This is a genomic window from Agrobacterium sp. A3-95, from assembly GCF_053521785.1.
Genome location: NZ_JBNWDR010000002.1, coordinates 216,659 through 242,742, shown reverse-complemented (window position 1 = coordinate 242,742; position 26,084 = coordinate 216,659). Strand labels below are relative to the sequence as shown.

General features: G+C 58.7%; 28 protein-coding genes. 14 read left to right on the top strand and 14 right to left on the bottom strand.

What is annotated here, in order from left to right:
• The first annotated feature begins 9 nt into the window (after positions 1 to 9).
• Both ACQZ5Y_RS06605 and ACQZ5Y_RS06600 read left to right on the top strand, forming a co-directional pair.
• Positions 10 to 1,212, top strand: coding sequence for a phosphoglycerate kinase (locus ACQZ5Y_RS06605; RefSeq protein WP_112391344.1), 1,203 nt, complete (start codon positions 10 to 12; stop codon positions 1,210 to 1,212).
• A gap of 190 nt (positions 1,213 to 1,402) precedes the next feature.
• A complete protein-coding gene (locus ACQZ5Y_RS06600; RefSeq protein WP_003511414.1) occupies positions 1,403 to 2,428 on the top strand; it encodes a class I fructose-bisphosphate aldolase in 1,026 nt (341 codons plus the stop codon).
• Between the two features lie 56 nt (positions 2,429 to 2,484).
• Here the strand turns inward: ACQZ5Y_RS06600 and ACQZ5Y_RS06595 are convergent, their stop codons facing one another.
• Positions 2,485 to 2,640, bottom strand: coding sequence for a hypothetical protein (locus ACQZ5Y_RS06595; RefSeq protein ID WP_013761835.1), 156 nt, complete (start codon positions 2,638 to 2,640; stop codon positions 2,485 to 2,487).
• 136 nt (positions 2,641 to 2,776) lie between these two features.
• Here ACQZ5Y_RS06595 and ACQZ5Y_RS06590 point away from each other — a divergent pair, with 136 nt between their 5' ends.
• From ACQZ5Y_RS06590 to rcdA, 3 genes are all read left to right on the top strand, one after another.
• Positions 2,777 to 4,066 (top strand): MFS transporter, encoded by a 1,290-nt coding sequence (locus tag ACQZ5Y_RS06590; RefSeq protein WP_003511417.1) that lies wholly within the window; start codon positions 2,777 to 2,779, stop codon positions 4,064 to 4,066.
• Positions 4,063 to 4,254 carry a DUF1192 domain-containing protein gene (locus tag ACQZ5Y_RS06585; protein ID WP_003511418.1) on the top strand — a complete coding sequence of 64 codons (192 nt, stop codon included), beginning with the start codon at positions 4,063 to 4,065 and terminating at the stop codon, positions 4,252 to 4,254. The genes ACQZ5Y_RS06590 and ACQZ5Y_RS06585 overlap by 4 nt, the downstream gene beginning before the upstream one ends.
• A gap of 405 nt (positions 4,255 to 4,659) precedes the next feature.
• Positions 4,660 to 5,175 (top strand): protease adaptor protein RcdA, encoded by a 516-nt coding sequence (gene rcdA, locus ACQZ5Y_RS06580; RefSeq protein ID WP_003511419.1) that lies wholly within the window; start codon positions 4,660 to 4,662, stop codon positions 5,173 to 5,175.
• 152 nt (positions 5,176 to 5,327) lie between these two features.
• Here the strand turns inward: rcdA and rpmE are convergent, their stop codons facing one another.
• Entirely contained in the window at positions 5,328 to 5,549 is a 222-nt protein-coding gene (rpmE, locus tag ACQZ5Y_RS06575; RefSeq protein WP_003506183.1) for a 50S ribosomal protein L31, read from the bottom strand.
• A 261-nt stretch (positions 5,550 to 5,810) separates the two neighbouring features.
• On the opposite strand from rpmE, the gene ACQZ5Y_RS06570 reads away from it, so the two are divergent.
• Complete coding sequence (locus ACQZ5Y_RS06570) at positions 5,811 to 7,610, top strand: ABC transporter transmembrane domain-containing protein (RefSeq protein WP_174060104.1); 1,800 nt, start codon at positions 5,811 to 5,813, stop codon at positions 7,608 to 7,610.
• Positions 7,611 to 7,634: 24 nt separating this feature from the next.
• Here ACQZ5Y_RS06570 and ACQZ5Y_RS06565 read toward each other — a convergent pair whose 3' ends face one another.
• The 6 genes from ACQZ5Y_RS06565 to ACQZ5Y_RS06540 all read right to left on the bottom strand — a co-directional run bounded on the left by ACQZ5Y_RS06565 (position 7,635) and on the right by ACQZ5Y_RS06540 (position 14,340).
• Complete coding sequence (locus ACQZ5Y_RS06565; RefSeq protein WP_174060105.1) at positions 7,635 to 9,269, bottom strand: FAD-binding dehydrogenase; 1,635 nt, start codon at positions 9,267 to 9,269, stop codon at positions 7,635 to 7,637.
• A gap of 89 nt (positions 9,270 to 9,358) precedes the next feature.
• The gene (locus ACQZ5Y_RS06560) at positions 9,359 to 10,390 is read right to left on the bottom strand and encodes a peptidoglycan -binding protein (RefSeq protein ID WP_003511422.1); all 1,032 of its coding nucleotides are present in this window, start codon (positions 10,388 to 10,390) and stop codon (positions 9,359 to 9,361) included.
• A 2-nt stretch (positions 10,391 to 10,392) separates the two neighbouring features.
• Positions 10,393 to 11,412 carry a flagellar motor protein MotA gene (locus tag ACQZ5Y_RS06555; protein ID WP_174060106.1) on the bottom strand — a complete coding sequence of 340 codons (1,020 nt, stop codon included), beginning with the start codon at positions 11,410 to 11,412 and terminating at the stop codon, positions 10,393 to 10,395.
• A gap of 200 nt (positions 11,413 to 11,612) precedes the next feature.
• A complete protein-coding gene (locus tag ACQZ5Y_RS06550; RefSeq protein ID WP_003511424.1) occupies positions 11,613 to 12,413 on the bottom strand; it encodes an inositol monophosphatase family protein in 801 nt (266 codons plus the stop codon).
• A gap of 164 nt (positions 12,414 to 12,577) precedes the next feature.
• A complete protein-coding gene (locus ACQZ5Y_RS06545; RefSeq protein WP_019564913.1) occupies positions 12,578 to 13,678 on the bottom strand; it encodes a tetratricopeptide repeat protein in 1,101 nt (366 codons plus the stop codon).
• Positions 13,679 to 13,686: 8 nt separating this feature from the next.
• Entirely contained in the window at positions 13,687 to 14,340 is a 654-nt protein-coding gene (locus ACQZ5Y_RS06540; protein ID WP_003511427.1) for a thiamine phosphate synthase, read from the bottom strand.
• Between the two features lie 103 nt (positions 14,341 to 14,443).
• On the opposite strand from ACQZ5Y_RS06540, the gene ACQZ5Y_RS06535 reads away from it, so the two are divergent.
• The gene (locus ACQZ5Y_RS06535) at positions 14,444 to 15,208 is read left to right on the top strand and encodes a sulfite exporter TauE/SafE family protein (protein WP_003511429.1); all 765 of its coding nucleotides are present in this window, start codon (positions 14,444 to 14,446) and stop codon (positions 15,206 to 15,208) included.
• 100 nt (positions 15,209 to 15,308) lie between these two features.
• On the opposite strand, the gene ACQZ5Y_RS06530 is transcribed toward ACQZ5Y_RS06535, so the two are convergent.
• Positions 15,309 to 15,485, bottom strand: coding sequence for a YdcH family protein (locus ACQZ5Y_RS06530; RefSeq protein ID WP_003511430.1), 177 nt, complete (start codon positions 15,483 to 15,485; stop codon positions 15,309 to 15,311).
• A 236-nt stretch (positions 15,486 to 15,721) separates the two neighbouring features.
• Between ACQZ5Y_RS06530 and ACQZ5Y_RS06525 the strand changes: the two genes are divergently transcribed.
• The 5 genes from ACQZ5Y_RS06525 to ACQZ5Y_RS06505 all read left to right on the top strand — a co-directional run bounded on the left by ACQZ5Y_RS06525 (position 15,722) and on the right by ACQZ5Y_RS06505 (position 18,633).
• Positions 15,722 to 15,925 carry a YdcH family protein gene (locus tag ACQZ5Y_RS06525; protein ID WP_003511431.1) on the top strand — a complete coding sequence of 68 codons (204 nt, stop codon included), beginning with the start codon at positions 15,722 to 15,724 and terminating at the stop codon, positions 15,923 to 15,925.
• A gap of 154 nt (positions 15,926 to 16,079) precedes the next feature.
• Positions 16,080 to 16,547, top strand: coding sequence for a 5-(carboxyamino)imidazole ribonucleotide mutase (purE, locus tag ACQZ5Y_RS06520; RefSeq protein WP_035202505.1), 468 nt, complete (start codon positions 16,080 to 16,082; stop codon positions 16,545 to 16,547).
• Positions 16,548 to 16,558: 11 nt separating this feature from the next.
• On the top strand, positions 16,559 to 17,647 hold the full coding sequence (locus tag ACQZ5Y_RS06515; RefSeq protein ID WP_112496007.1) for a 5-(carboxyamino)imidazole ribonucleotide synthase: 1,089 nt from the start codon (positions 16,559 to 16,561) through the stop codon (positions 17,645 to 17,647).
• Positions 17,648 to 17,786: 139 nt separating this feature from the next.
• Positions 17,787 to 17,912 carry a type B 50S ribosomal protein L36 gene (gene ykgO, locus ACQZ5Y_RS06510; RefSeq protein WP_003497670.1) on the top strand — a complete coding sequence of 42 codons (126 nt, stop codon included), beginning with the start codon at positions 17,787 to 17,789 and terminating at the stop codon, positions 17,910 to 17,912.
• A 100-nt stretch (positions 17,913 to 18,012) separates the two neighbouring features.
• Positions 18,013 to 18,633: a tetratricopeptide repeat protein gene (locus ACQZ5Y_RS06505; protein WP_174060107.1), complete on the top strand. Its 621-nt coding sequence runs from the start codon at positions 18,013 to 18,015 to the stop codon at positions 18,631 to 18,633.
• A 69-nt stretch (positions 18,634 to 18,702) separates the two neighbouring features.
• On the opposite strand, the gene ACQZ5Y_RS06500 is transcribed toward ACQZ5Y_RS06505, so the two are convergent.
• The 3 genes from ACQZ5Y_RS06500 to ACQZ5Y_RS06490 form a co-directional block, all read right to left on the bottom strand.
• Positions 18,703 to 18,960 (bottom strand): DUF2312 domain-containing protein, encoded by a 258-nt coding sequence (locus ACQZ5Y_RS06500; RefSeq protein WP_006314683.1) that lies wholly within the window; start codon positions 18,958 to 18,960, stop codon positions 18,703 to 18,705.
• Positions 18,961 to 19,111: 151 nt separating this feature from the next.
• On the bottom strand, positions 19,112 to 19,417 hold the full coding sequence (locus tag ACQZ5Y_RS06495; RefSeq protein WP_038494246.1) for a DUF1244 domain-containing protein: 306 nt from the start codon (positions 19,415 to 19,417) through the stop codon (positions 19,112 to 19,114).
• Between the two features lie 15 nt (positions 19,418 to 19,432).
• Complete coding sequence (locus ACQZ5Y_RS06490) at positions 19,433 to 20,221, bottom strand: N-formylglutamate amidohydrolase (RefSeq protein WP_035199675.1); 789 nt, start codon at positions 20,219 to 20,221, stop codon at positions 19,433 to 19,435.
• Between the two features lie 273 nt (positions 20,222 to 20,494).
• Between ACQZ5Y_RS06490 and ACQZ5Y_RS06485 the strand changes: the two genes are divergently transcribed.
• Both ACQZ5Y_RS06485 and pyk read left to right on the top strand, forming a co-directional pair.
• Positions 20,495 to 20,899 carry a DUF1036 domain-containing protein gene (locus tag ACQZ5Y_RS06485; RefSeq protein WP_370647635.1) on the top strand — a complete coding sequence of 135 codons (405 nt, stop codon included), beginning with the start codon at positions 20,495 to 20,497 and terminating at the stop codon, positions 20,897 to 20,899.
• Complete coding sequence (gene pyk / locus ACQZ5Y_RS06480) at positions 20,899 to 22,338, top strand: pyruvate kinase (protein ID WP_003511440.1); 1,440 nt, start codon at positions 20,899 to 20,901, stop codon at positions 22,336 to 22,338. Before ACQZ5Y_RS06485 ends, pyk begins: the two co-directional genes overlap by 1 nt.
• A gap of 85 nt (positions 22,339 to 22,423) precedes the next feature.
• On the opposite strand, the gene ACQZ5Y_RS06475 is transcribed toward pyk, so the two are convergent.
• Both ACQZ5Y_RS06475 and ACQZ5Y_RS06470 read right to left on the bottom strand, forming a co-directional pair.
• A complete protein-coding gene (locus tag ACQZ5Y_RS06475; RefSeq protein WP_019564917.1) occupies positions 22,424 to 24,331 on the bottom strand; it encodes a DUF882 domain-containing protein in 1,908 nt (635 codons plus the stop codon).
• A gap of 176 nt (positions 24,332 to 24,507) precedes the next feature.
• Positions 24,508 to 26,052, bottom strand: a complete 1,545-nt coding sequence (locus ACQZ5Y_RS06470; protein WP_174060108.1) for a sigma-54-dependent transcriptional regulator — start codon at positions 26,050 to 26,052, stop codon at positions 24,508 to 24,510.
• Positions 26,053 to 26,084: the final 32 nt, after the last annotated feature.

Below are 26,084 nucleotides of genomic sequence, written 5' to 3'. Positions count from 1 at the left end.
GATCGACCTATGCACGCCTTCAAGACCATCGATGACCTTAACGATATTGCCGGAAAGCGCGTCCTTGTCCGTGTTGATCTCAACGTGCCGGTTGCGGATGGCAAAGTGACGGACAGCACCCGTATCGAGCGGGTTGCACCGACCATTCTGGAGCTTTCCGAAAAAGGCGCAAAAGTCATTCTGCTCGCCCATTTCGGTCGCCCCAAGGGTGAACCGGTCGCCGACATGTCGCTCTCCCAGATCGTGCCTGCGGTCGAGGAAGTGCTGGATCACGCCGTTTTCTTCGCATCCGATTGCATCGGTGCGCCGGCAGCCGACGCAGTCGCGAAAATGAATGATGGCGATATCCTGCTTCTGGAAAACACCCGCTTTCACAAGGGCGAAGAGAAGAATGACACCGCCTTCGTCGAGGCTCTGGCAGCCAATGGCGATATCTATGTGAACGACGCCTTCTCTGCCGCGCACCGTGCGCACGCCTCCACCGAGGGCTTGGCGCGTCATCTGCCCGCCTATGCCGGTCGCACCATGCAGGCCGAGCTTGAGGCGCTGGAAAAAGGCCTTGGCCAGCCTGTTCGCCCGGTCGTCGCCATCGTCGGCGGCGCCAAGGTTTCAAGCAAGATCGATCTCCTGATGAACCTCGTCAAGAAGGTCGATGCCCTCGTCATCGGCGGTGGCATGGCCAATACCTTCCTTGCCGCGCGTGGCGCACAAGTCGGTAAGTCCCTCTGCGAGCACGACCTTGCCGAAACCGCAAAACAGATCATGATCGAGGCGGCGACATCCGGCTGTGCGATCGTACTGCCGGAAGACGGCGTGGTTGCCCGCGAATTCAAGGCCGGTGCGGCAAATGAAATCGTCGATATCAACGCCATTCCCGCTGACGCCATGGTTCTCGATGTCGGCCCAAAATCGGTCGAAAGCATCAAAGCCTGGATTTCGCGCGCGGAAACGCTGGTCTGGAACGGCCCGCTTGGCGCCTTCGAAATCGAGCCCTTCGATGCGGCAACCGTTGCTGCCGCAAAACATGCCGCCGAATGCACGAAGGCCGGCAAGCTCGTCTCCGTCGCCGGTGGCGGCGATACGGTCGCGGCACTCAACCATGCCGGAGTCTCGGACGATTTCACCTATATCTCGACGGCAGGCGGCGCCTTCCTCGAATGGATGGAAGGCAAGGAATTGCCGGGCGTTGCCATCCTGACCGCCGCCAAGTAGACTTCCCACACTTGCCTGACACGAGGCCGGACAAGCGATGCTTGGCCGGCCTTGTTTTTTGGTAGGTGCGCATGGGAGGAAAGTTTCAAACGATTGAAATGATTTCAATCGTTTCAATGAGTTAGCATGCCATTTCCCTGCCCTGGAACTTCTGTTATCGGGAATTTATTGTGCCTTGGGAGAATAGCAAATGACCGAACGTCTCGAAGACATCGCAATCAAAATGGTTGCAGACGGCAAGGGCCTGCTCGCCGCCGACGAATCCACAGGAACGATCAAGAAGCGTTTCGACAGCATCAACCTGGAATCAACCGAGACCGCCCGCCGCGATTATCGCGAAATGCTGTTCCGCTCCGACGACGCCATGAAGAAGTGCATCTCCGGCGTCATCCTTTACGAAGAAACCTTGTTCCAGAAGGCCGCCGACGGTACGCCATTCGTGGACATCATCAAGGCCGCCGGCAGCCTGCCGGGCATCAAGGTGGATATCGGCGCCAAGCCGATGGCTTTCCACCCGGGTGAATTCATCACCGAAGGCCTTGACGGCCTGTATGAGCGCCTGCGCAAGTACCATGAAGCCGGCGCGCGTTTCGCCAAGTGGCGCGGCGTCATCACCATCGGTGATCAGCGTCCGAGCTGGGGTTCGATCAAGGCAAACTCCCAGTCGCTCGCCCGTTACGCCGCCCTCTGCCAGCAGGCGGACATCGTGCCGATCGTGGAGCCGGAAGTGCTGATGGACGGCGAACCCGGTACGCACGATATCGATCGCTGTGCGGAAGTCACGCAATGGGTTCTCCAGACCGTGTTCGCGGATCTGTTCGACGCCCGCGTCAACCTTGAAGGCATGATCCTCAAGCCGAACATGATCATCGACGGCAAGAATGCCCGCAAGGCTTCCGTTGATGAAGTGGCGGAAAAGACCGTGAAGGTTCTGAAGGCGACCGTGCCTTCTGCCGTTCCCGGCATCGCTTTCCTTTCCGGCGGCCAGTCCTCCGAAGAGGCGACGGCGCATCTCTCCGCCATGAATGCCGGTTACGACCTGCCCTGGTCGCTGACCTATTCGTACGGCCGCGCCCTTCAGGACACCGCACTCAAGGCTTGGGGCGGCAAACAGGAAAATGTCGCCGCCGGCCAGCGTGCTTTCACACACCGCGCGATGATGAACACCCTGGCTGCCAAGGGCAACTGGAAGCAGGAACTCGAAAAGGCTGCCTGAGGCATAGCCCCAGGCATTTATAAAAAATTGAAGCCGCCCCTTGGGCGGCTTTTTCTTTATGGGCGCAAAAGCAGCGTCGCCGACCAGATGACGAAGGCGGCAACCGCTATCTTCCAGCAATCGCCTCTTTTCTTGAGGCCGGGCAGGCCCAAGGGGCGGATGATCTGCACAATCATCGCCAGCAGTAAAAAAAGGCCGATCGCCTTTGTCATTTATTGAGCCTTTTCTTTATTTCTGCATCGTCACAGGCTGGACATTTTTACCGTTCACCAGAAGAGTGCAACTCATTCGGGTAACCCCCGTCTTATGGCCTGCCGACCATACGTTCGAACGCATGAGAGTGTCTTCATGAGCAGAAATCTTCTACCCGTATTCGCTCTTTTATCCAGCACTCTGTTTCTTTTTCTCGGTAACGGCCTTCAGGGTCTCGTGCTACCCATGCGCGGTTCGGCGGAAGGCTATTCCAATGAAATTCTGGGCTTTCTCGGCACCTCCTGGGCGGCAGGCTTCGTCATTGGCTGTTTTGTGGCGCCCGCCATCGTGCGCCGTGCGGGGCATGTGCGGGCATTTGCCTCCTTCGTGGCGCTTGTCTGCCTGACCGTGCTGATGACCGGCCTCGTTATCGATGATGTCTGGTGGATTACGCTCCGCGCGCTTACAGGGTTCTGCACCGCCGGCACTTCCATGATCATCGAGAGCTGGCTGAACGAGCGCGCGACCAATGAGAGCCGCGGCATGATCTTTTCGCTCTATATCGCCATAACGCTGCTTGGCGTCGTGGCTGGGCAGATGATCGTGCCGATGGGCGATATCAGCAATAGCTCGCTGTTCATGATCTGCGGCATCATCTATTGCATCGCCATTCTGCCGGCCACGCTTTCTAAGGCTGCCAGTCCCCAGCCCTTGCAAAAGGTGAAGCTGGACTTACCCGCCCTCTATCGGAATTCGCCGGTCTCCTTCGTCGGTATCCTGATGATCGGCATCGCCAATGGTGCTTACGGTACGCTTGGCGCCGTTTTCGGCGCGCGGGCGGGCCTTGATCCGACCATGATCGCCATCATGGTTTCAGTCACGATTTTCGTCGGCGCACTCGCCCAGTTTCCAGCAGGCCGCCTTTCGGACCGGATTGACCGCCGTTATGTGCTTGCAGGACTGGCGGGGCTTGGCGCGGTTGCGGGCCTGGCCGTGGCGGCCGTGCAGCCGCATGATGTCTATGTGCTCATTCCGATGATCGCCATTTACGGCGCCGCCGCCAACGCGCTTTATCCCATCGCCGTGGCGCATGCCAACGACTTTGCGGCATCGGAAGACTTCGTCAAGGTTTCCGGTGGACTGCTACTGCTTTATGGCATCGGCACCATCATCGGCCCGACGCTCGGCGGCGCGGTCATGACCTATTCCGGCCCCTATGCGCTGTTCCTGGTGACAGCCGTCGCCCATGTGCTGATCACGGCCTATGCCATCATCAGAAGCCGTCAGCGCGCCACGCTTTCGAACGCCGAAAAGGACAATTTCTCGACGATGATGCCGACAACGCCCTCACCGCTCGTGACACCGGAAAGCATTGCGCTTGACCCGCGCGCGCCGCAATATCCCGAGGACGATGGCGACCATGTTGAAAAAGGAGCAGGCATATGAGCCTCTTGGACGATGACCGTCCGCAAAAACCGGTAGCGCATGAGATCGGCAGCGATCTCAGCCTTCTTTCGGTGGACGAGCTGAGCAACCGCATCGACATTCTTCAAACCGAAATCACCCGACTTGAAGAGGAGAGGAAAAGGAAGTCTGCCGGCCGGCTTGCGGCGGAGAACCTCTTCCGGTCCTGACAGGCGGCCTTCAGCAAAACCTCCGGCCAAGTCTTAACTCGATAAGCTGCTGCCACAAAGGCAAACGAGATTAACGATTCTGATGCAGTCTTTCGTTTACCATTAACCAAAAATTAAGCTTTCTGAGAGATTACTATACATGTCCAGTTCTTCTGGGCCTCAGGCATCTTCTCCATACGGCGAATTGGTCTGATTTTTCTCCCTGTTTTACCTTGAGAGCCGCTTTCGCGGCTCTTTTTTTACCGATCACCGGATTTCGTAAAACTGTGGGTATTAACCCTTCTTTAATAATTGCCTTGCGCATTTCAGGTAAAGATACCATCCTGAAAACACTAAAGGCCGGAACAAAATATTACCGGTCGTCGTTGCCTGACAGTGTGGTGCGTGAGCAGGGATTTAAAGAAAATGTCGGAACAGGTTTTAAATACCATTAGCTTTGCGGGTCGCGCGGCTGCTTCCAACCAGTTCAAGACCCTCTATACCGAAGGCATGACCTTGGTTGAGGAAACGGCGAGCTATCTTGATGGAGCCGGTCGTACCGCTTCAAAGGTTCTGCCGCGCATGGCGTCTGTCCTTTACGCGGCAGAATCGATGCGCCTCACCACCCGCCTGATGCAGATGGCGTCCTGGCTGCTTCTGCAGCGCGCCGTCAACAATGGCGAGATGACACGCGATCAGGTTCTCAGCGAAAAAAGCAAGGTGCGGCTCGACAGCTTCAACGTCGATCGCAACGCTCCAGGCTGGAACGACCTGCCTGAGTCCTTCCGTGACCTCATCGAGCGGTCGCTCCGCCTCCAGAACCGCGTTGCGCTTCTCGACCGCGAAATCTACCGTCCGTCCGAAGCCACCAAGGTACCGGACAACGAAAACAGCGTGCAGGCGCAGCTTAACCTTCTGCGCACGGCTTTCTCGATCAACTGAGAAAAGACGACCTTATCCGGACAATTTGAAAAGCAGGCTCATGGGCCTGCTTTTTTGTTTTGGCCTACAATGGGCTCGTTTCACCGGATCGACAGACAACAAAAAAGCCCGGTAAAACCGGGCTTTTTTTAAATGATCCGTCCACAAGTGGATTAGAGGCCGAGGCCGCCGAAACGCTTGTTGAACTTGGAAACGCGACCGCCGCGGTCCATAAGCTGCTGGTTGCCGCCCGTCCATGCCGGATGGGACTTGGGGTCGATTTCAAGGTTCATGACTGCGCCTTCCGAACCCCAGGTCGAGCGGGTTTCGTATTCGGTGCCATCGGTCATGACGACCTTGATCGTGTGATAAGCGGGATGGATATCAGCCTTCATGACAATCTTCCTGGTTAAGTGACGTGCGGTCCATTTGCCGCAATTGCGTCAACTGAGCCATTTCAATAAATGAAGCCATAGTCCTGATGGGCTATGGCTTCCCAATTCGATGCGGAGCCTATACATGAAGGTCGCCCAGATAACAAGAGCCTGCTATCCCCTTGTGAAAGGAGATAGCCGCAGGGACTAGAATTTTACCGCGCGCCGGAAATTCACCCGCAAAAGGCCGAAAAACGGCACGGAACGAGGAGTGTAGCGGACGTGGCAGACATTGAAGAGCAGAAAGCGGCTAAACAGAGAAACCTGAAGCCGCTGCTTGGCCTGTTTCCCTATCTCAGGCGGTATCGCGGCCTGATGGCGGCGGCCCTGTTTGCGCTTGTGCTTTCTTCCGCCACGACGCTTGCCTTGCCGCTTGCCGTTCGCCGCATCATCGATCACGGTTTCCAGACGCCGGACGGTGGCATGATCAACAGCTACTTCGCTGTGCTTCTGGCCATTGCCGTCCTTCTCGCTCTCGCCAGCGCCATGCGCTATTATTATGTCATGACCATCGGCGAAAGGGTCGTTGCCGATCTGCGCCGGGATGTCTTTGCTCATCTCACCACGCTGTCGCAGCAGTTTTTCGATGCCAACCGCTCGGGAGAGCTGACCTCTCGGTTGACCGCGGATACCGTACAGATTCGCTCGGCGTTCGGTTCGTCAGCTTCCGTTGCGCTGCGTAACATCATCATGTGTTGCGGCGCGGTGGCAATGATGATCTATACCAGCCCCGGCCTTTCCGGCCTCGCGCTCCTGGCCATCCCGTTCATCGTTTTTCCTTTGATTGCTTTCGGGCGCTCCGTTCGTGCCCGCTCCCGCAATACGCAGGACACATTGGCCAATTCCGCCGCCTATGCCTCGGAAACGATCGGGGCGAGCCGCACCGTGCAGTCCTTTAACGCCGAGGCGCTTGCAAATGCCCGCTACGGCGCCTCCGTAGAAGCAGCCTATCAGGGTGCACGCGCAGCGATAGGCGCCCGCTCCATTCTCACCGCCGTCGCCATCGCGCTCGTTTTCGGCAGCGTCGTCGGCATTCTCTGGTATGGTGCGCAAAGCGTTTTGTCCGGCGGCATGACGGCGGGTACGCTTGGCCAGTTCGTGCTTTATTCGGTCATCGCGGCAAGCGGCCTAGGCCAGCTCTCAGAAGTCTGGGGTGAACTGGCGCAGGCGGGCGGCGCGGCCGAACGGCTTTCCGAACTGCTGAACGAGCGCTCGCCAGTTGCCGAGCCGTCAGCACCCGTTTCGATGGTTCAGCCGCCGCGCGGCGAAGCGGCATTCGAGAATGTCGGTTTCATTTATCCACTCGCAACCGGTGGCCCGATCATCTCCGGCCTCTCCTTCAAGGTCAATGCCGGCGAAACCGTCGCCATCGTCGGCCCTTCCGGGGCGGGAAAAAGCACGGTCTTTTCGCTGCTGATGCGATTCTACGATCCGCAGGAGGGCCGCATCACCATCGATGGCGTTGATATCCGCGATGTTAGCCTTGCCGATCTGCGCGCGCGACTGTCTATTGTTCCACAGGATGTGGCGATCTTTGCCTCCTCCATCCACGATAACGTCGCATTCGGTCGGCCGGCTGCGACACGCGAAGAAGTGCGCACGGCCGCTATCGCCGCTCAGGCAGACAGCTTCATCGCCCGGCTGAACGATGGTTATGACACGCAGGTGGGCGAGCGCGGCGTAACGCTTTCCGGCGGTCAACGCCAGCGCATCGCCATTGCCCGCGCCATCCTGCGTAACGCCCCTATCCTGCTTCTTGACGAAGCGACCTCCGCACTGGATGCCGAAAGCGAAACGCTGGTGCAAAAGGCGCTCGATGAGCTGATGAACACCCGCACCACCATCGTCATTGCCCATCGCCTCGCCACCGTGCTGAAGGCCGACCGCATTCTCGTGATGGATGAGGGCCGTATCATCGAGGAAGGCACGCACCAGAGCCTTATCCGCCAGAACGGCCTTTATGCGAGACTTGCGCGGCTGCAATTCCAGACAGGGCCGGACGAGCTGCGCGCTCAAGCGTGAGCCGTGTGGGCTTAAGCCAGCACGCTACCCCCCCGCAACACGGCCCGAAAACAGGCAACCGCCGAGGAATGTGCCCTCCAGCGCATTATATCCGTGCATGCCGCCGCCGCCGAAGCCTGCCACCTCTCCGGCAGCATAAAGGCCCGGAACAGGGTTGCCGGCCGCGTCCAGCACCCTCGCCTCTAGGTCCGTATGCAAACCGCCAAGCGTCTTGCGCGTCAACACATGCAGGCGCACCGCAATCAGCGGCCCTTTTGTCGGGTCTAGCAACCGATGTGGTTTTGCAGTGCGCATCAACCGATCACCAAGATAACGCCGCGCTCCGTGGATCGCCGTAACCTGCGCATCCTTGCTGAAACCGTTTTCGATCTCCCGGTCTTGTGCCTCTATTTGATAGCGGATGTGCTCAATATTCAGCCGATTGTCCCCGTTTATGGTATTCATCGCCGCCACGAGTTCTTCCAGCGTATCACGGACGACGAAATCCTCGCCGCGTTCCATGAAAGCCCGCACCGGCCCCGGCGGCTCCTTGCCCAACCGTTTGAGCAGTAGCCGCACATCCTTGCCCGTCAGATCCGGATTTTGCTCCGAACCAGAAAGCGCAAATTCCTTCTTGATGATTGCCTTGGTCAGAATGAACCAGCTGTGACCGCTGCCGCGTTCGCCCAGCATCTTAAGCGTGCCGAGCGTATCGAAGCCCGGCATCGCGGGTGCTCCGAGCCGGTTTCCATCCGCATCGCACCAGAAAGACGAGGGGCCGGGCAAAATACGAATGCCATGGTCCGGCCAGATCGGATCGTGATTTTTCACGCCCTCGGTATAATGCCACATACGGTCGCGATTGATGACCGTTCCGCCCGCTGCTTCCGTAATGGCGATCATACGGCCATCCACATGCGCAGGCACGCCACAGACCATGGTCGCGGGGGGCTTACCCAGCCGCTCCAGCGGCCAGTTGCGCCGCACCAGTTCCTGATTGCCGCCGATGCCACCGGAACTGACGATGACCGCCGAGGCCGAAAGGACAAAATCACCCTGCTCTTCCCGGCTGCTTGGTTGCCCGCGCAACACCGGATCCCTGGCAAGAACAACACCGGAAATGCCCGTCACCCTGCCGTCGGTGATATCCAGATGATCGACGCGGTGGCGGAACCGAAAGGTGAGCCGACCGCTTGCCGTCATGGTCTTTGCCTTTTCAACGAAAGGCGCCACCACACCGGGGCCAGTGCCCCAGGTGACATGGAAACGCGGAACGGAATTGCCGTGGCCATGAGCAAGAGCACCGCCACGCTCGGCCCAGCCGACCACGGGAAACCAGCGCATGCCCAGCCGATGCAGCCATTGACGTTTCTCGCCTGCGGCGAAATTGAGATAAGCCTCCGCCCAGCGGCGCGGCCAATGATCTTCCAAGCGATCAAAACCGGCGGAGCCGAACCAGTCCTGCCTTGCAAGATCGAGATTGTCGCGCACCCGCATTCGGCGCTGTTCGGGACTATCAACAAAAAACAGACCACCCAGCGACCAGAAGGCCTGCCCGCCAAGGTTCTGCTCCCCCTCCTGATCCACAAGGCAAACACTGAAACCGCGCTCAACAGCCTCTGTCGCTGCGACCAGACCGGCAAGCCCCGCGCCGACAACGATCACATCATATCGCTCCATCAGCTCCTCCCAGATGCGACAGAATTACGTTTACGCGAACGTAAATTCACTTGCAGCTCAAGGCAACCGCTATGATACGGCTTAAGGTGTCAGCGCTCGGTGAGTTTCAGTTCGATACGGCGGTTCTGCTGGCGTGCTTCCGGCGTGTCGCCTTCGGCAATCGGCTGATATTCACCGAAACCGGCAGCGACCAGCCGGTTGGCCGGAACACCCTTGGAGATCAGGAACTTCACCACGGAGGTTGCGCGTGCCGAGGAAAGTTCCCAATTGTCACGGAAGCGACCGGACCCGGAAAGCTGGACATTGTCCGTGTGGCCATCCACGCGCAGAACCCAGTTGATCTCGGTGGGGATTTCCTTGGCAAGATCGATCAGCGCGGCCGCCAGCTTCTCCATCTCCGCCTGCCCTTGCGGATTGAGGTCGTTACCACCGGATGGAAAGAGCACTTCGGACTGGAAGACAAAGCGGTCGCCGACGATGCGAATGTTTTCGCGATCCGAGAGGATTTCACGCAGACGCCCGAAAAAATCAGAACGATAGCGGTTGAGTTCCTGAACCCGCTGCGCCAGCGCAACATTGAGACGGCGGCCGAGATCGGCGATCTTGACTTGTGATGAGGTATCCTTGGCTTCCGACGCCTGCAGGGCGGCTTCCACCGATGCGATCTGCGCCCTGAGCGCCGCAATCTGCTGGTTGAGCAATTCGATCTGTGCGGAGGCGCGGGAATTGGCCTGTCTTTGGTCATCCAGCTCGCCGGTCAGGCTGCCAATCCGGGCATTGGCGCTTGCATTGTTGCCCGATCCCGCATCGAGAAGCGACTGCAGACGTGAGCGCTCGCTTTCAGATGCGGCAAGGGTTGATTGCAGGCTCGCCAGCGCATCCTCGATATCCTGCTTGCTGCCCTTTTCCATGGCCAGAAGTTCAGTCAATTCGGCAATCTGGCTGTTGAGGCGAGTCAACACCTCGTCCTTGCCACTAATTTCCCGCGACAGAACAAATTGCGCCAGCACGAAGACCGTCAGCAGGAACATGATGGCCATGAGCAGCGTCGACAGCGCATCGACGAAACCCGGCCAATAATCCACACCCCTGTCGCGGCGGCGGTTGCGCGCAAGCGCCATGGCTACTCGCTCCCGTTATCGTGCCGGGTGCGTCCGGAGGATTTTGTCTCGCCGTCGATACGTGTCGACAACCGGTCGAGCGTGCGGCGAAGCGATTTCGATTCCTCCTGCTGCGCCTCGATCCAGTCACGCAACATCTGCTGCTCGCTGCGCATGTTCTTGACCAGACCTTGAATGCCTTCAGCAAGACTCGTCATGGCGGCAAGCGAGCGCTCAGTGCTGACCATTGCGCCGGGTTCAGCGTTGAATTCCCTTGGCCCATCCGCCGACGTATCCGTCACCGACGACAGCCAGTTTTCGAGCTGGGTGTAAAAACGGTTCTGGGCACGGCCGGCCTGAAGATCGAGGAAACCGAGGATCAGCGAGCCTGAAAGGCCGAGGAGCGACGAGGAAAACGCCGTTCCCATGCCGGAAAGCGGCGCGGTGAGACCGGTCTTGAGCGAGCTTAGAATATCGTTGCTGGTGCCGGCGCTGGGATCGAGCGACTGAATGACATTGCTGATGGCGCCGATGGTGCCGATCAGACCCCAGAAGGTGCCGAGCAGGCCGAGAAACACCAGAAGGCCGACAAGATAACGTGAAGTATCGCGCGATTCATCAAGGCGTGTCGCGATGGAATCGAGAATTGTCCGCTGCGTAACTGCAGAAAGCCGGACTTCGCCACGCTTGCCGATTAACGTGCTCATGGGGGCCAGCAGTTTTGGAGCGCGGCCGACTTTCTCGGCGCTGCCGGCGGCCCGGAATGCGTTAAACCAGCGGACTTCCGAACGCAGGCTCATGGTCTGCGTGAATACCAGAATGATGCCGATGACGAGAACGCCGAGAATGAAGCCGTTCAAGCCCGGATTCGTCATGAAGGCCGTGTGCGCCTGCCGGTAAAGAATGGCCGCCAGAAAGCCGACGAGGATCAGAAACAGAACCATCGTCCACAGAAACGGTGTGGGGCTGGACAGCTTGTGGCTGTATTGCCGTGTGGTCACCGGCTTTTCCACGCCGAGCTCGAGCAACTCCGAATCCGCCATAACGTTCGCATTCCCTTCGGTCACGTATCAACCGGACGCTATTTGAAAATTGCGACGATTTGAAGCGAAAAGCCTGTCTTTCGTCACAGGCATTTCACGAAAGCCGGCTTGACCGAAGACCGAAAAAACAAAAACGCCCGGCGATAGTTCGCCGGGCGCCTAAAACCTGGATTAAACGGCAGGTTTTCTGCCGAAATCGATCAACGACCCGGAATCGGACGGTTGGCAACTTCCACAAGTGCCTTGTGGATATATTCGTTTCCGGCAGCAACACTTCCGCTGCCGAAGATATCCGCGCCGCCCTTGGCGTCGGAGGTGAACCCGCCAGCTTCGCGAATCAGCACCAGACCGGCCGCCATATCCCACGGCGAAAGCTCTGCTTCCCAGAAACCGTCGAGGCGACCTGCTGCAACATAGGCAAGGTCGAGTGCTGCAGCACCCATGCGGCGGATGCCGGCTGCTTCACCCATGACATGGCGAAGTTCGACAAGGAATTTGCCGTGATTGCCGCGACCGAGATGGGGCACACCGCAGCCGATGACGCAATCCGTCAACGCCTTGCGCGCGGCAACGCGGATACGACGATCGTTAAGGAACGCGCCGCCGCCACGCTCGGCGGTGTAGAGTTCGTCGGTCGCGGGATTGAAAATCACGCCGGCTACGACTTCGCCGTTACGCTCGAGCGCGATGGAAACGGCGAAATGCGGAATGCCGTGCAGGAAGTTGGTCGTGCCATCCAGCGGGTCGACGATCCAGCGATGCGCACCATCACTGCCCTTTTCCTCGCCGCCTTCCTCACCCAGAAAATCGTAGGTGGGGCGGGCTTTCATCAGCTCGTCGCGCACGATCTTTTCAGCCTTGAGGTCCGCCTGCGATACGAAATCGCTCGGTCCCTTGACCGAAACCTGAAGGTTCTGCACTTCACCGAAGTCACGCGACAAAGACTTACCCGCCTTGAGGGCGGCCTGAACCATCACATTGAGAAGGGCTGAACGTGCCATCGAATTTGTTTCCTGGAAAGCTTGCGAACCACCCGCAAGCTAGCCGGGCAGGAACGTCATTATTTTCTTGAACTGAAAGTTTGCGGTTCAAGACCACAAAACGCGCGGAAATTCAAGGCAAAAAGCCTGCACATGCACGCTGGCGCAGAACAACCGGCCTTGCATCACATCGGACGGAAACGATTTGCCGCCTCGATAGCCTTTTTCTGCTGCTCGTCGGTGATCCCGAGATAAAAATCCTCGAGAGAGGGATCCTTCAGCCCGGCGCGGCGGGAAAGCACGTACCATTTGGCCGCCTCCACCGGATCGGGCCGTGTGCCGAGCGCCTGAATGTAAAGATGCGCCACCTTGTTCTGCGCCACGACATTGCCGCGCTGCGCAGCACCGTAAAGCCAGCGGAAGCCTTCATCCAGATTTCGCTCGCCGCCAAAACCGTTGACCAGCCAGATGCCGAGATCAACCTGCGCGGTATCGTAGCCGGCCTTTGCGGCCCGCGTCAGCCAATCGCGCGCCTTGGCCTTCTTTTCGGCCGGCACATCCTTGACCGAGTGGTAGATCTGCGACACCGCATATTGCGCGTCGGCAATGCCCTGCTCGGCGGACTTTTCATAATACGGCATGGCCATCAGCAATCCCTTTACGCCGGGATTTTCCGAAACCAGTATCTGCCCCCAGTTGAACTGAGCCGAAGCATTGCCGGCTTCCGCCGCACGGTGCATGTAATCGTCGGCCTTCGCCTTGTCGCGGGTAACGAACTTGCCCTCCATCAAAATGAGGGCGAATTTGAACATCGCGACGGGATCGCCACCCTGTGCCGCCTGCTGGTACCAGAAGGCCGCGGTCTTTTCGTCGCGGGCGATGCCGAGACCACGCGACATCATTTCCGCCACCAGCGTCTGGGCGGCCGCATCGCCGTTCTGCGCACGGTTGAGCGCCTTGTCGAGCGCCTGGACATATTCGCCGCGCTGGAAATGCCCATAGGCCTCATCCACCCGGCCCTTGAACTCCTTTTCAGGCGGCAAGGCCGGCAGGTCCGCGCCCATGCGCTGATAGACGTTGACGCCCTGCGACGGTTGCAAGTCCTTCTGCTCTTCGGACTGCACCCTGCCCTGACGGGAAGGCTGCGCCTCATCCTCCAACTGGCGGGAAAGCGCGTTGCTTTCGCTTTGCGGTCCGGATTGGGCAAAAGCAACGCCCGCCGGCGCGCCTAAAGACAGCGCCAGCAGCGAAATAGAAAGGCAGACGTGAACCGAGCGCATCAACATCGCCTGTATCAACCGTCAAACCGTGGCGCTTTTTCGTCAAGCAACGCGTTGATTTCAGAAACGGCCTGGGCAGCACCCGAGGCATTGTCAAAAACGCCGCTGCGCATCGCCACGAATTCCACGCCGGCTTCGGCCACAGCAACCACCGAAGAGATATCGGTGCCGCCCATGACGATGGATGGAATCTCGATCATCGATGCCCACCATTCGCCGAGTGCCAGATTTTTGGGATGCGCTTCCGGCTTGATGTCGCCTTCGAGCTTTCCAAAAAACACGTAGTCCGGATTGGACTCACCCATCTCCAGAGCCTTATGGCGATCATCGGCATTGCCGCCTCCAACGATCAGCTTCGGCGCGAAATTTTCCACGGCCTCCGCAAGCGCCTCGGCATTGCCCGCCACATGCAGGCCGTCCGCCTTCACCCGGCTCGCAACGCGGCTGTCGCCCGCGATAAGGGCAGCGGCACCAGCCTCCTGCACCATCGGCACGATCAATTCGGCGCGTTTCTGGAAAGTGGCGTCATCCAGATCATATTGCGGAATGATGACCGAAGCCACATCGCCGCCTCGCAGTGCTTCTTGCAATTCTGTCGCCTGCTTTTGCGCGTCGTCCAATTGCGGGACGATCAGAACAAGGCGGCAACGGTTATCAACTTTGGTCATCGGTTCGTCCATTTCAGGCAGAAGACACTTTCGGCGTTATCTGCACTCGTTTTGATATGATAAATCCGATAGACCGGACCGGCGAAAGGATCAACCTTCATCCATGCTGACCGATTTTCATTTTTTCCTCGTCGCCATCCCCGCAGTCGTGCTTGTCGGCCTTTCCAAGGGCGGGTTGGGCGGTGCGCTGGCACTGATGGGCGTGCCGCTGATGGCGCTTGCCATCCCGCCCGTGCAGGCGGCGGCAATCTTCCTGCCGATCCTGATCGTGATGGATCTTGTGGCGCTATGGGCCTGGCGGCACCACAACCACCGGCAAACGCTCCTCATCATGCTTCCGGGCGCGATCGCCGGCATTACTCTCGGCTGGGCGACCTCAAGCCTCATCTCGGCAGACGCCATGCGCCTCGTCGTCGCCTCGGTGACGATCCTGTTCGTACTGCGTTATTTCCAGGAGAGCTTCAAAAGCCGCAAAGGGCAGGAGATTCCGGCCAGACCGCAGCGTCCGGTGGCCGCAACGCTCTGGTCCAGCCTGTCCGGTTATGCGAGTTTCGTGGCCCATGCGGGTGGCCCACCCTTCCAGATCTATGTTCTGCCGCTGAAGCTCGATCCCAAGACCTATACCGGCATGAGCGTGCGTTTCTTCGCGATCATGAATGCAATCAAGCTCATTCCCTATTTCGCGCTGGGAGCGCTTGATGCCACCAACCTCAAGACATCGGCGAGCCTGTTGCCGGTGGCAATGCTGGCAACGCTTGCCGGCGCAAGGGTGGTGAAATATCTGAAACCATCAGTGTTCTACCCGCTGATGTATACCATGGCGCTGATCGCGGCGCTGAAACTGCTGTGGGACGGGCTGCCTTTCTAGACCCAAGGCGGCCACTAAAAAGCCCTGGCAGCACGCACGTACCGCCAGGGCCGAAAAAGAATCCGTCAGTCCTTCATCGAAGGCTGGGGAATGGCATCAATCAATGCCTTGTGGAGGCGCGAAGCCTCTGTAGTTCATCCTTCAGGCGCAGTTTACGGCGTTTGAGATCGGCGATCTCTCTATCGTCAGAGGACGGGGAAGCAAGAATACTTTCGAGCTCCTCCTCCAGAGCACCGTGTTTCTTTTCGAGCGATGCAATATGAGCCTGAATGGTCATGCGGCACGTCCTTCCATTTTTAAGCCTACCTCCAGCTCTCCATCGCTGGAGTTTCAGGTTTGCGACGACAATGTGACATGGATCGTTGGTCTTGTCGAAGGCGAAATGAAGGCAATAAGTGGGCAATTTGGTCGCAAGGGATAACTTCCCGTTACCGCGATTTGATGATAGAGGCTCGAGGACCGATGACATACGCGCCGGAGGCTCTCCGGCTGGCATAAAATGGGGATGACAAGATGCCCGATCAGGACCAGGCGGACATCAGGCTTACGCTGGCGCGGCTGCGCCAGGAGCATGAGGATTATGACGCTGCGATCAACGCGATGATCCAGACCAACTGCGATGCGCTGAGAATACAACGCATGAAAAAGAAAAAGCTGGCCGTCAAGGACAAGATGACCCAGATCGAAGATCAGGTCATTCCCGATATCATTGCCTAGAGTGGCTTGCGTGCTTCCTGCCGGATGCACGAGAGGCGCTCTAATCTATTGAATTTACGCATCGTGCCTTGCAGAAATCAAAATCGATTTTTGCGCCTATGCTGTAAGCCGGAGAAGCGAAGTGACAGCAGAGACACCCCCCGTCGCCATCATCATGGGCAGCCAGTCCGACTGGGAGACCATGAAGAATGCCGCCGATACGCTGGATGCGCTGGACGTGGAATACGAAGCCCGCATCATTTCCGCCCACCGCACGCCTGATCGCCTTTATGAATTTGCCAATGGCGCGAAAGACGAAGGCTTCAAGGTCATCATCGCGGGTGCCGGCGGCGCCGCCCATCTGCCGGGCATGACCGCCGCCATGACCCCGCTGCCGGTTTTCGGTGTCCCGGTACAATCCAAGACGATGTCCGGGCAGGACAGCCTCTATTCCATCGTACAGATGCCCGCTGGCATTCCCGTCGGAACGCTTGCCATCGGCAAGGCCGGCGCTATCAATGCCGCACTTCTGGCAGCTGCGGTTCTGGCGCTGGGCGACGAGGACCTGGCAGACCGGCTCGATGCATGGCGCGCGCGCCAGTCAGCGGCCGTTGCCGAATATCCCATGGACAGCGCCCAGTGACAGCCTCTGACATGACGATGAATACGAATAATCTCACCATCGGCATCATCGGCGGCGGGCAGCTTGGCCGCATGCTGGCAATGGCCGCCGCGCGCCTCAACCACCGCACCATCGTTCTCGAACCGCAAGCCGATTGTCCAGCGGCGCAGGTCTGCAACAGCCAGATTGTCGCGGAATACGGTGACGAGACGGCGCTTGCGGAACTCGCTCGCCTTTGCGATGTCGTGACCTACGAATTCGAGAACGTACCCGTCACCGCAGCCGAGACGCTGAGCGCTTCCGTTCCCGTTTATCCCCCGCCGCAGGCTCTCAGCGCCTCGCAGGATAGGCTGACGGAGAAACGCTTCCTCAATGGTTGCGGCATTCCGACCGCCGATTTCCGCGCCGTGGATAATCAGGAAGAACTGGAGGCGGCATTGGCCGCTTTTGGTGGCAAGGGTGTACTGAAAACCCGCCGCATGGGCTATGACGGCAAGGGCCAGAGGCTTTTCAAGGGTGGTGAGGACATCGCAGGCGCCTTCGCAGCACTCGGTGGTGTGCCGCTCATCCTCGAAAGCTTCGTCGCTTTCGAGCGGGAAATCTCGATCATTGCCGCCCGTTTCATGGATGGCACCGTTACCTGCTACGATCCGGCCGAAAACATTCATCTGAACGGCATTCTGCATACATCCACGGTGCCGGCAGCGCTCTCCGATGCGGCGAAGGCGGTTGCCGTGCAATCGGCGGAAAAGCTTCTGGCCGCGCTCGACTATGTCGGCGTGATCGGCATCGAGTTTTTCGTGCTGCCAGATGGTTCGCTCGTTGCCAATGAAATGGCGCCGCGCGTGCACAATACCGGCCACTGGACGGAAGCGGCCTGCGTGGTCTCGCAATTCGAACAGCATATACGAGCCGTCTCCGGTCTTGCCCCCGGCAGCACGGCCCGCCATTCGGATTGCGTCATGACGAACCTCATCGGCGATGACATCAATGATGTGCCAGCATGGCTTTCGAAAAAAGACTGTCTCGTGCATCTTTACGGCAAGACACAAGCACGGCCTGGCCGCAAGATGGGCCATGTGACCGAGCTTTTGCACACAGGAAAAGCCTCAGTCTTTTAAGGCAAAGACGTCTGGAAGTGTTGACAGGCAGGGGTCAAACGGGTATTTGCCTGCCAACCGAAAAGAGCGCGCCCCGTTGCGCGCTTTTGATTGTTTGAATAAGCACGGTAAAAGCCGTGCAAAACTGCGGACCAGTAAAATGAAAATCAAGAATTCGCTTAAAGCGCTTAAGGCCCGTCATCGCGATAACCGCCTGGTTCGCCGCAAGGGCCGCGTCTACATCATCAACAAGCAGAACCCGCGCTTCAAGGCTCGTCAGGGCTGATTGAGTGCCACTGCGGTTCGCGATCACATCGCGGATCACTTTGTTGACAGTGCAGAACTTTGCATTTGATATTGGGCGCAGTCGGGTTAAGCTTTAACCCATGCGCCCAAATCGTTTTTGCACGGCTATCATCGTCGCTCAGGGTTTCCTGCTTTCGGGCCTCCTGCTTTCAGGAATGGCGTCCCTTGGTCATGCGGCAGATGGTCAGCCTCCCGCAGCCCTGGAGGCTGCGCCTTCACCTGCAAAGACAGTTGACAGTCTTTTCGCATCGTTGAAAAAAGAGCGGAATGCGGTCAAGGCGCGCAGCATTGCCAACCAGATCGCTTCCGAATGGAACGATTCCGGCAGCGCGACAATCAATCTCCTGATGCAGTGGGCAGGCGAAGCCGCAGACGAGAAGCGCAACGCCGCCGCTTACGATTTTCTCGACCAGGCTATTTTACTCGATCCGGACTACGTGCAGGCGCCCTATCGCCGCGCCATGGTGCATTTTGCGGATGGCGACACCCGAAAGGCGATGGCGGATATCAATCTGACGCTGGAGAAGGAGCCGCGCTATTTTCCGGCACTGGCAAGCCTTGCAAACATCCTCGAAGCCTCAGGCCGTGACGATCTGGCGCTGAAAGCCTGGGAACGCTATCTCGCGCTCTATCCCGTGGACAAGGACGCCCGCAAAGAGGCCGCTGACCTTTCTGAAAAGCTGGCTGGCACTCGCAGCTGAATATCGCAGACGATCCAAACAAAAATCGCCGCAAAAGCGGCGATTTTTCATTGTGGGACCGTCAACCGATCATTCCATGCCAAGCGCAGCCATATAGGTCTGAAGAATGGTTTCTTCCTCGATACGCTCGTTGGCGTCCTTCTTGCGCAGGCGGATGATGGTGCGGATCGCCTTGGTATCGTAGCCACGACCCTTCGCCTCGCCCATGACATCCTTGATGTCTCCCTGAATGGCGGCCTTTTCCTCTTCGAGACGCTCGACGCGCTCGATGAATTGACGCAGTTCGGCGGCGGCGACGGTTTCGGTGGTGCTCGTTTCGTCCATCATATCATCCTTCATTGGTAGCAGCTCGGGTGAGCCTTGTTCATTAAATCCAGGCGAAGCCTTCGCCGGTCGCCGCCAGCCGGGCAGCAAAAATTCCGGCCTGTGACCTGCCCACTGACGGGCCTCACGTCAAGTCGTTTCCGTCGATCTGGGGTTATTCCGTTGGCTTGTTCTGCTCAAAGGCAGCTTTCTGGGCGTCGCTCGCCTCCGCCTGATATTTTTCCTTCCACTCCTCATAGGGCATTCCGTAGACGATTTCCCGGGATTGCTCCTTGGTGAGTGCAACGCCGGCCTCGTTCGCGGCTTCCCCATACCAGTTGGAAAGGCAATTGCGGCAAAAGCCCGCGAGATTCATCAGGTCGATGTTCTGCACATCGTGACGCTCGCGAAGATGCTCGACGAGACGGCGGAATGCGGCGGCCTCGAATTCAATCTGCTGTTTGTCATTCGGTGTCGTCATGGGGCAGCTCCAGGCTCAGTAGGGGCCGGTGCGAGAGGTGAACAGCTCATATTCATGCAAAATGGGATCGTCGTTCATTGCGGCGAAAATGGGAGCGAGCCGGTCCGACCATTCGGCAATCCCTTCCTCATCCGCGATCAAATCCTGCCGAACTTCAAGAAGCGCATGCGGTATGCCCTTCATCATGCAATGGCGATACATGGTATCGCCCTTCAGCGCCCCGTCATAGGGTTCGTTGTCACCAACGAGAATGTCGCCGGTCGCGCGCAGATGCGCCAGAAGCGGATCGACCGCACGATTATCCGTGTCCCACAGAACCGCCGCATGCCAGGGCCGCGGTGTTTCTTTCCAGAACGGCGTGTACGAATGCAGCGACAGAACAAGCGGCGCTTCCCCCGACGACTGCGCTACACCGGTGAGCACGCGATCCACGGCATTGTGATAGGGACGATGAAAAAACTCGATCCGTCTTTGCCATTCATCATCCGAAATCGGGTGGTTGCCGGGGATGATCGCCCCGTCCGAAATCTTCATGATAAGGGTCGGATCGTCCTCGCCGCGATTGGGGTCGATCAGGAGGCGCGAAAATCGCCCAAGCACGGCCGGCACGCCGAGGCGGGCCGCAAGAGAGCGCGTCAGCCCTTCAATGCCGATATCAAATGCGATGTGACGATGAAAAGCGGTTTGCGGAAGGCCAAGTTTGCCGTAGTGTGCCGGCAGGAGGTTCATGGCATGGTCCGCCAGAAGAACCATGCCTTTGTCATAATCGCCTTCTATGATTTCATAGGGTATGAAGTCGTTCATCGATAATTTTCTGGGGCAGGATTGAGGAGAAAAGCTTGATGGCATGGCTTGAGGCCGGGCGCAAGTTTCGGCGACAGAACAGCCATCTACCTTATCGCACTCACGATCCCACGAACAATATAATCGATTAAACTCGCGTTGACTTTCTTTGGCGGCCACGCCAAGAAGTGTGTTCATTATAACCATGGAATCCGGATGGAAGCCGTGACTCAGTCATCTCTCGCTCTTCCTCGCCACTTTCGGCATCTTGCCCGTCTTTTCTCCGCAGCGGCATTGTTTCTGACCCCGTTTGTATTCGTGGAGGCCGCGCATGCGGATTTCCGCGTCTGCAACAGCACGCAAAACCTCGTGGGGGTCGCAATCGGCTACCGGGCGCAGGACGGCTGGGTCAGTGAAGGTTGGTGGCAGGTCCCCTCCTCCACCTGCGCAACGCTGATAGAGGGTGAGTTGCAGTCGCGTTATTATTATCTTTATGCCGAGGACGCCGCTCACGGCGGCCGCTGGACCGGTGACGTCAACATGTGCGTGGCGGAAAACGAGTTCAAAATCGCCGGCGTAGACGATTGTTATGCCCGCAGCTTCCAGAGAATGGGTTTCAAGGAATATGACACGGGCAGACAGGGCAGCTGGATGGTCCAGCTTTCCGATACGCCAGGCACACAGGGAAATCAAAACTGATGAAGCGTAACCGCAAAGTCAAAATTCTTGCAACTCTCGGCCCCGCCTCTTCCGACGAGGCAATGATCGAAAAGCTGCATCTGGCCGGCGCCGATCTCTTCCGCATCAACATGAGCCATGCGAGCCACGACGTGATGCGGACGCTGATTGAGCGTATTCGCTCCGTCGAAAGCCGTAACGGCCGTCCCATCGGCATTCTGGCCGACTTGCAGGGTCCCAAGCTGCGCGTCGGTAAATTTGCCGAAACCAAGGTTGATCTCGTTCCCGGCCAGACCTTCACGCTGGACAATAACGATACGCCCGGCGACAACACCCGCGTTTTCCTGCCGCATCCTGAAATTCTCGAAGCGGTTAAGCCTGGCCACCGCCTGCTGATCGATGACGGCAAGCTGCATCTGCGCGCTGAGAAGAGCGACGGCAAGAGCATCGTCACCACTGTCGTTTCGGGCACCCGGATTTCCGACCGCAAGGGCATTAGCCTGCCCGACACCCTGCTCGGCGTCGGCGTTCTGACCGACAAGGACCGCGTCGACCTCGACGCCGTTCTTGCAACCAACGAAGTGGACTGGGTTGCCCTTTCCTTCGTTCAGCGCCCGGAAGACCTGGCCGAAGTGCGCAAGATTTCGCGCGGTCGCGTTGGCCTGATGTCCAAGATCGAGAAGCCGCAGGCTATTGAGCGCATCGAAGAAATCATCGAGCTTTCCGACGCATTGATGGTCGCACGCGGCGATCTCGGCGTGGAAATGCCGCTGGAAGCAGTTCCGGGCATCCAGAAACAGCTGACCCGCGCCTGCCGTCGTGCCGGCAAGCCGGTTGTCGTTGCCACACAGATGCTGGAATCGATGATCACAGCTCCGGTTCCGACCCGTGCGGAAGTTTCGGACGTTGCGACTGCCGTATTCGAAGGCGCCGACGCCATCATGCTCTCGGCCGAGTCCGCTTCCGGCGATTATCCGATCGAAGCCGTATCGACCATGGCATCCATCGCCAGCACGGTGGAACAGGACCCCTATTATTCCAACATCATCTACGCGCAGCGCCCACAGCCGGAAGCGACGGGTGCAGACGCCATTTCGCTTGCTGCCCGCCAGATTGCCGAAACGCTTAAGCTCGCGGCGATCGTCACCTACACCTCGTCCGGCACAACGGGTTTGCGCGCCGCGCGCGAGCGGCCACAGGTTCCGATCATTGCGCTTTCGCCGATCATCCAGACCGCACGCCGTCTGTCGGTCGTCTGGGGCCTGCATTGCGTGGTCACCGGTGACGCCAGCGATCTGGACGATATGGTGAACCGCGCTTGTCGCATCGTCGTGTCCGAAGGTTTCGGCAAGCCGGGCGACCGCATCATCATCTCCGCCGGCGTGCCGCTCGGCACCCCGGGCGCGACCAACATGGTGCGCATCGCCTATATCGGTTCGGACGGCCAGAGCGGCGTCTGATATCGCGATATCAAGCACAATAAAAAACCCGCCGTCACCGGCGGGTTTTTTGTTGGCCTTTCGGCCGCGTTGCAGAAAGCGGGGCTCAGTGCATCTTCACCGGCGTGCTGAAACGGCTGGACTCGATCGCCGCTGCACCGGGCTTGAAGCTTGCCGATGTGGCCGAAGCCGACATGTCGTGGCTGAGCATACGGTTGGCGACGACGCGCGGCGCCTTCACCGAACGGCCGGTCGAGCCCTTGTTCTGGTTGAGCGCCCAGTCAGAGATCAGATCCTGCGTCAGACGACCACCGCCGACCATGGCCTGATGGGAAACGGCGGCATCCTGCCTGCTCGGGCGTGAGCCCTTGGTCGGCAAGCCGGCCGTCAGCCCACCATTGATGGAGGGTTTCAGATCAAAGGCGTCACCGAAACCTGCCTCTGGCTCAGCCTTCGCCGTTTCGGCGGGCGCGACTGTAACTTTGTGGTTGACGGCAGCCGGGAACGGCGCGGCTGTCGGCACGGTAGCGGAATTGATCTGCGAACGGGCAGCCTGACCGCTCTGTTCCAGAGCAGCAACCACAGTCGGCGAAAGCGTATCTTTCCGCTCTTCGGCGAGATCTTCGTCGCCTTCCGGATCAGCATTGGCCTGTGCCAGCAGGGCTTCCGCCACAGCCGGACGATTGGCCGGCACCGGAATAGACGCAAGTTCGCCACTCGCTGCGGGTGTCGCACCATCTGCGGATGCGGTCAGGATCGATCCTTCAGCGTCGCCACGCATGCCACGCGGCCCAAGAAGCGTCGGCACAGGCACGGATACCTCAGCCAGATCGGCAAACTGCTGACGCTCGGCCGGAGCAGAGGTCGGCGTCGGTGTTGTCGCAGCCTGGAGGGCATCCTGCGCCGCATTACGGGCAGGAGAATAAAGCGCGGTGGCAAGGCCCGTATTGGCCGGAGGCTGGTTGCCGAAAGCTGGACGTGCAATGGGCAGCGGCGCAGTGCTCACACCGGGAAGCGGTTGGGCGGAAGCAACGGCAATCGTCGGTTCTGGCTCAGGTGCAGCAGGCGGTGGCGTTGCAGGGCGAGCGACAGCCGGACGTTCTGCGGGCTGCGGCGTAGCGATGCTATCGGGATCTTCATCCTCGTCGCCTCCGCCAAAGAGCGCCTGCAACAGTGTCTTGCGCTTGCCGCCACCACCGGAGGACGCAGGGCCGGCACCGGCGCTGGAAGCAACCTGAATGGAAGAGGAATTGACGCGCTTCTTGTAGTCAGCCAAGGCCTGTTCATAACCGGGAAGCGGATTGCCATCGGAAGGAACGTGCAGCGTATTGCCCTTGGGGAAGATACGCACGAGTTCCTGACGGCTCATGCGCGGCCAGGCACGAACGCCGCCGACATCCATGTGCACGAAGGGAGAACCCGAGGTCGGATAGAAACCTACGCCGCCAATCTGCATCTGCATGCCGATTTCGCGCAGTGTGGAAAGCTTCACGCCCGGAATGTAAAAATCCATGGCCTTGCCGAGCATATGCTGGCTTTTTTCCGCCACGCCCTTGGTGCGCGTGCGCAGGAGGCCGTTAGTCTCAGGCGAACGGAAGGCCGAAACGACGTTGATGTAATCGGTCGCGCCACTGCGGCGGTAGACTTCCCAGACAAGATCGAAAAGACGCGGATCCATCCGCGTCGGTTGGTTACGACGCCAGTCACGCAAAAAGCGGTTCAGCTCCTGCAGACCCTTCTGGTCGTATTTTCCGTTGCGCTTGAAGGTTATGACCGCCTTCTCGCGTGTATGGATATAATACAGTTTGAGACTGCGCGTTTCGGCGAAAGCTTCCGTCGCCGAGACACCTGCGAATGGCATTGCGGCGAGCATCAAGCAGGCAAAGGTGACAGCGCGTGCCGACAGCTTCGTGCATATATCCTTGATCAAGCCGCGCGCGATCTTGGTCGACAGCGCGATATTTCGATGCAGATATGGCAATTCGATCCCCGCCTGGAAGACAATTTCTGTCACATTGCCTCAAATGAACGTCAAATACGGTGACACGATGGCAAAATTGCCACACAGATGCAACCTTCCTCTATATAGTGAATCAGCCACTAACAAGAGGTTTATAGACGGTAAGCGGATATCCTTGCTCAGAAGTTAACGAATCTTGCTATCTGCCGTCGAATAGGCGGTTTGTGCAATCAGGCCGCATCCCGCAACGGATCGTCCGGATCAATGCCATAATCCTTCAGCTTGCGATAAAGCGTCGAGCGGCCGATACCAAGTTTCCTTGCGACCTGACTCATCTGCCCGCGATAAAAACGAAGGGCAAAACGGATAAGCTCCTCTTCGATCTCGGCCAGCTTCCTGATATTGCCTGAATCGTCCATGCTGGAGATCAGGTTTCCTCCCCGGTATATCGTGGTGGAAATATCTGACGCCTCATCCAGAATGGCGTGACTTTCGGCGGCCGGCGGCGGCGGAGAATAGGCGGCGAGTTTCAGCGACGATCCAGACGGCGACCGGATCGACTCACCCGCATCGTCCCCACCTGCGAATTCCGGCAATTGCAGCGCGATTTGCGGAAAATCGGAATCAGCCAGTTCCTCGCCCTGCGACAGCACGACGGCGCGGAAGACCGCATTTTCAAGCTGGCGGATATTGCCCGGCCAGTCATAGGCCGTTAGCAGTGCCAGCGCGCTGGCATCGAGGCCGACGGGATTTGGCAATTTCTGTTCCACCGAAAAACGCTCCGCGAACACCCGTGCCAGATGGGGAATATCCTCCTTGCGCCGGCGCAACGCCGGAATGGTGATAGGAAAGACGTTGAGGCGGTAATACAGGTCCTCGCGGAAGCGGCCTTCCTTCACCTCTTCGATGAGATTCTTGTTGGTGGCGGAAATCAGGCGGACATTCACCTTCTGCACACGCGCGGAACCGACAGTTTCGATCTCGCCCTGCTGAACTGCCCGCAGTAGCTTTACCTGCACGTCGAGCGGCAGATCACCGATTTCATCGAGGAACAGCGTTCCGCCATCCGCTTCCATGAACTTGCCAACGTGTTTTTCCGTGGCACCGGTAAAAGCGCCCTTCTCGTGACCGAAAAGAATACTCTCCACCAGGTTGTGCGGGATAGCGCCGCAATTGACGGTGATGAATGGTTTATTCGCCCTGTCGCCAGCCGACTGGATTGCACGGGCGACCATTTCCTTGCCGACGCCGGATTCGCCTTCCAGCACCACGGGAATGCTGGACTGGGCGGCGCGCTGCGCCAGTTCTATCACCCTCAGCATGGCCGGGCTTGCGGAAACGATATCAGTAAAATTCACGGCATTGCTCCGTCCGCGCCTGCCCGTGCGGGCCTTTGCCTCTCTCCTGTCGAGCTTGAGGGCACTGGAGATGGCGGCGCCGATCCGTTCCGGCGAGACCGGCTTGACGACGAAATCGAAGGCGCCGGCGCGCATGGCCTGCACGACGGTATCGATGCCGCCCTGCCCCGTCTGGACGATGACCGGGACGTCGGTGCCGAGTTCGCCAACGGCTTTCAGGAAGGCGAGGCCATCCATTTCCGGCATCATCAGGTCGAGGACGACAACATTGATCTCGCCGCTATATTGCTTGAGCAGCTCCAGCCCCGCCCTGCCGTTTTCTGCAAGCAAGGCCAGATGCCCATAACGTTCCACCGCATTTTTGAGCAGGCGGCGCTGGACGGGATCATCGTCTATCACGAGAACATGCGCGGTCATTTTTGGCTCCGGTTTCCGGTTTATGGACCTGC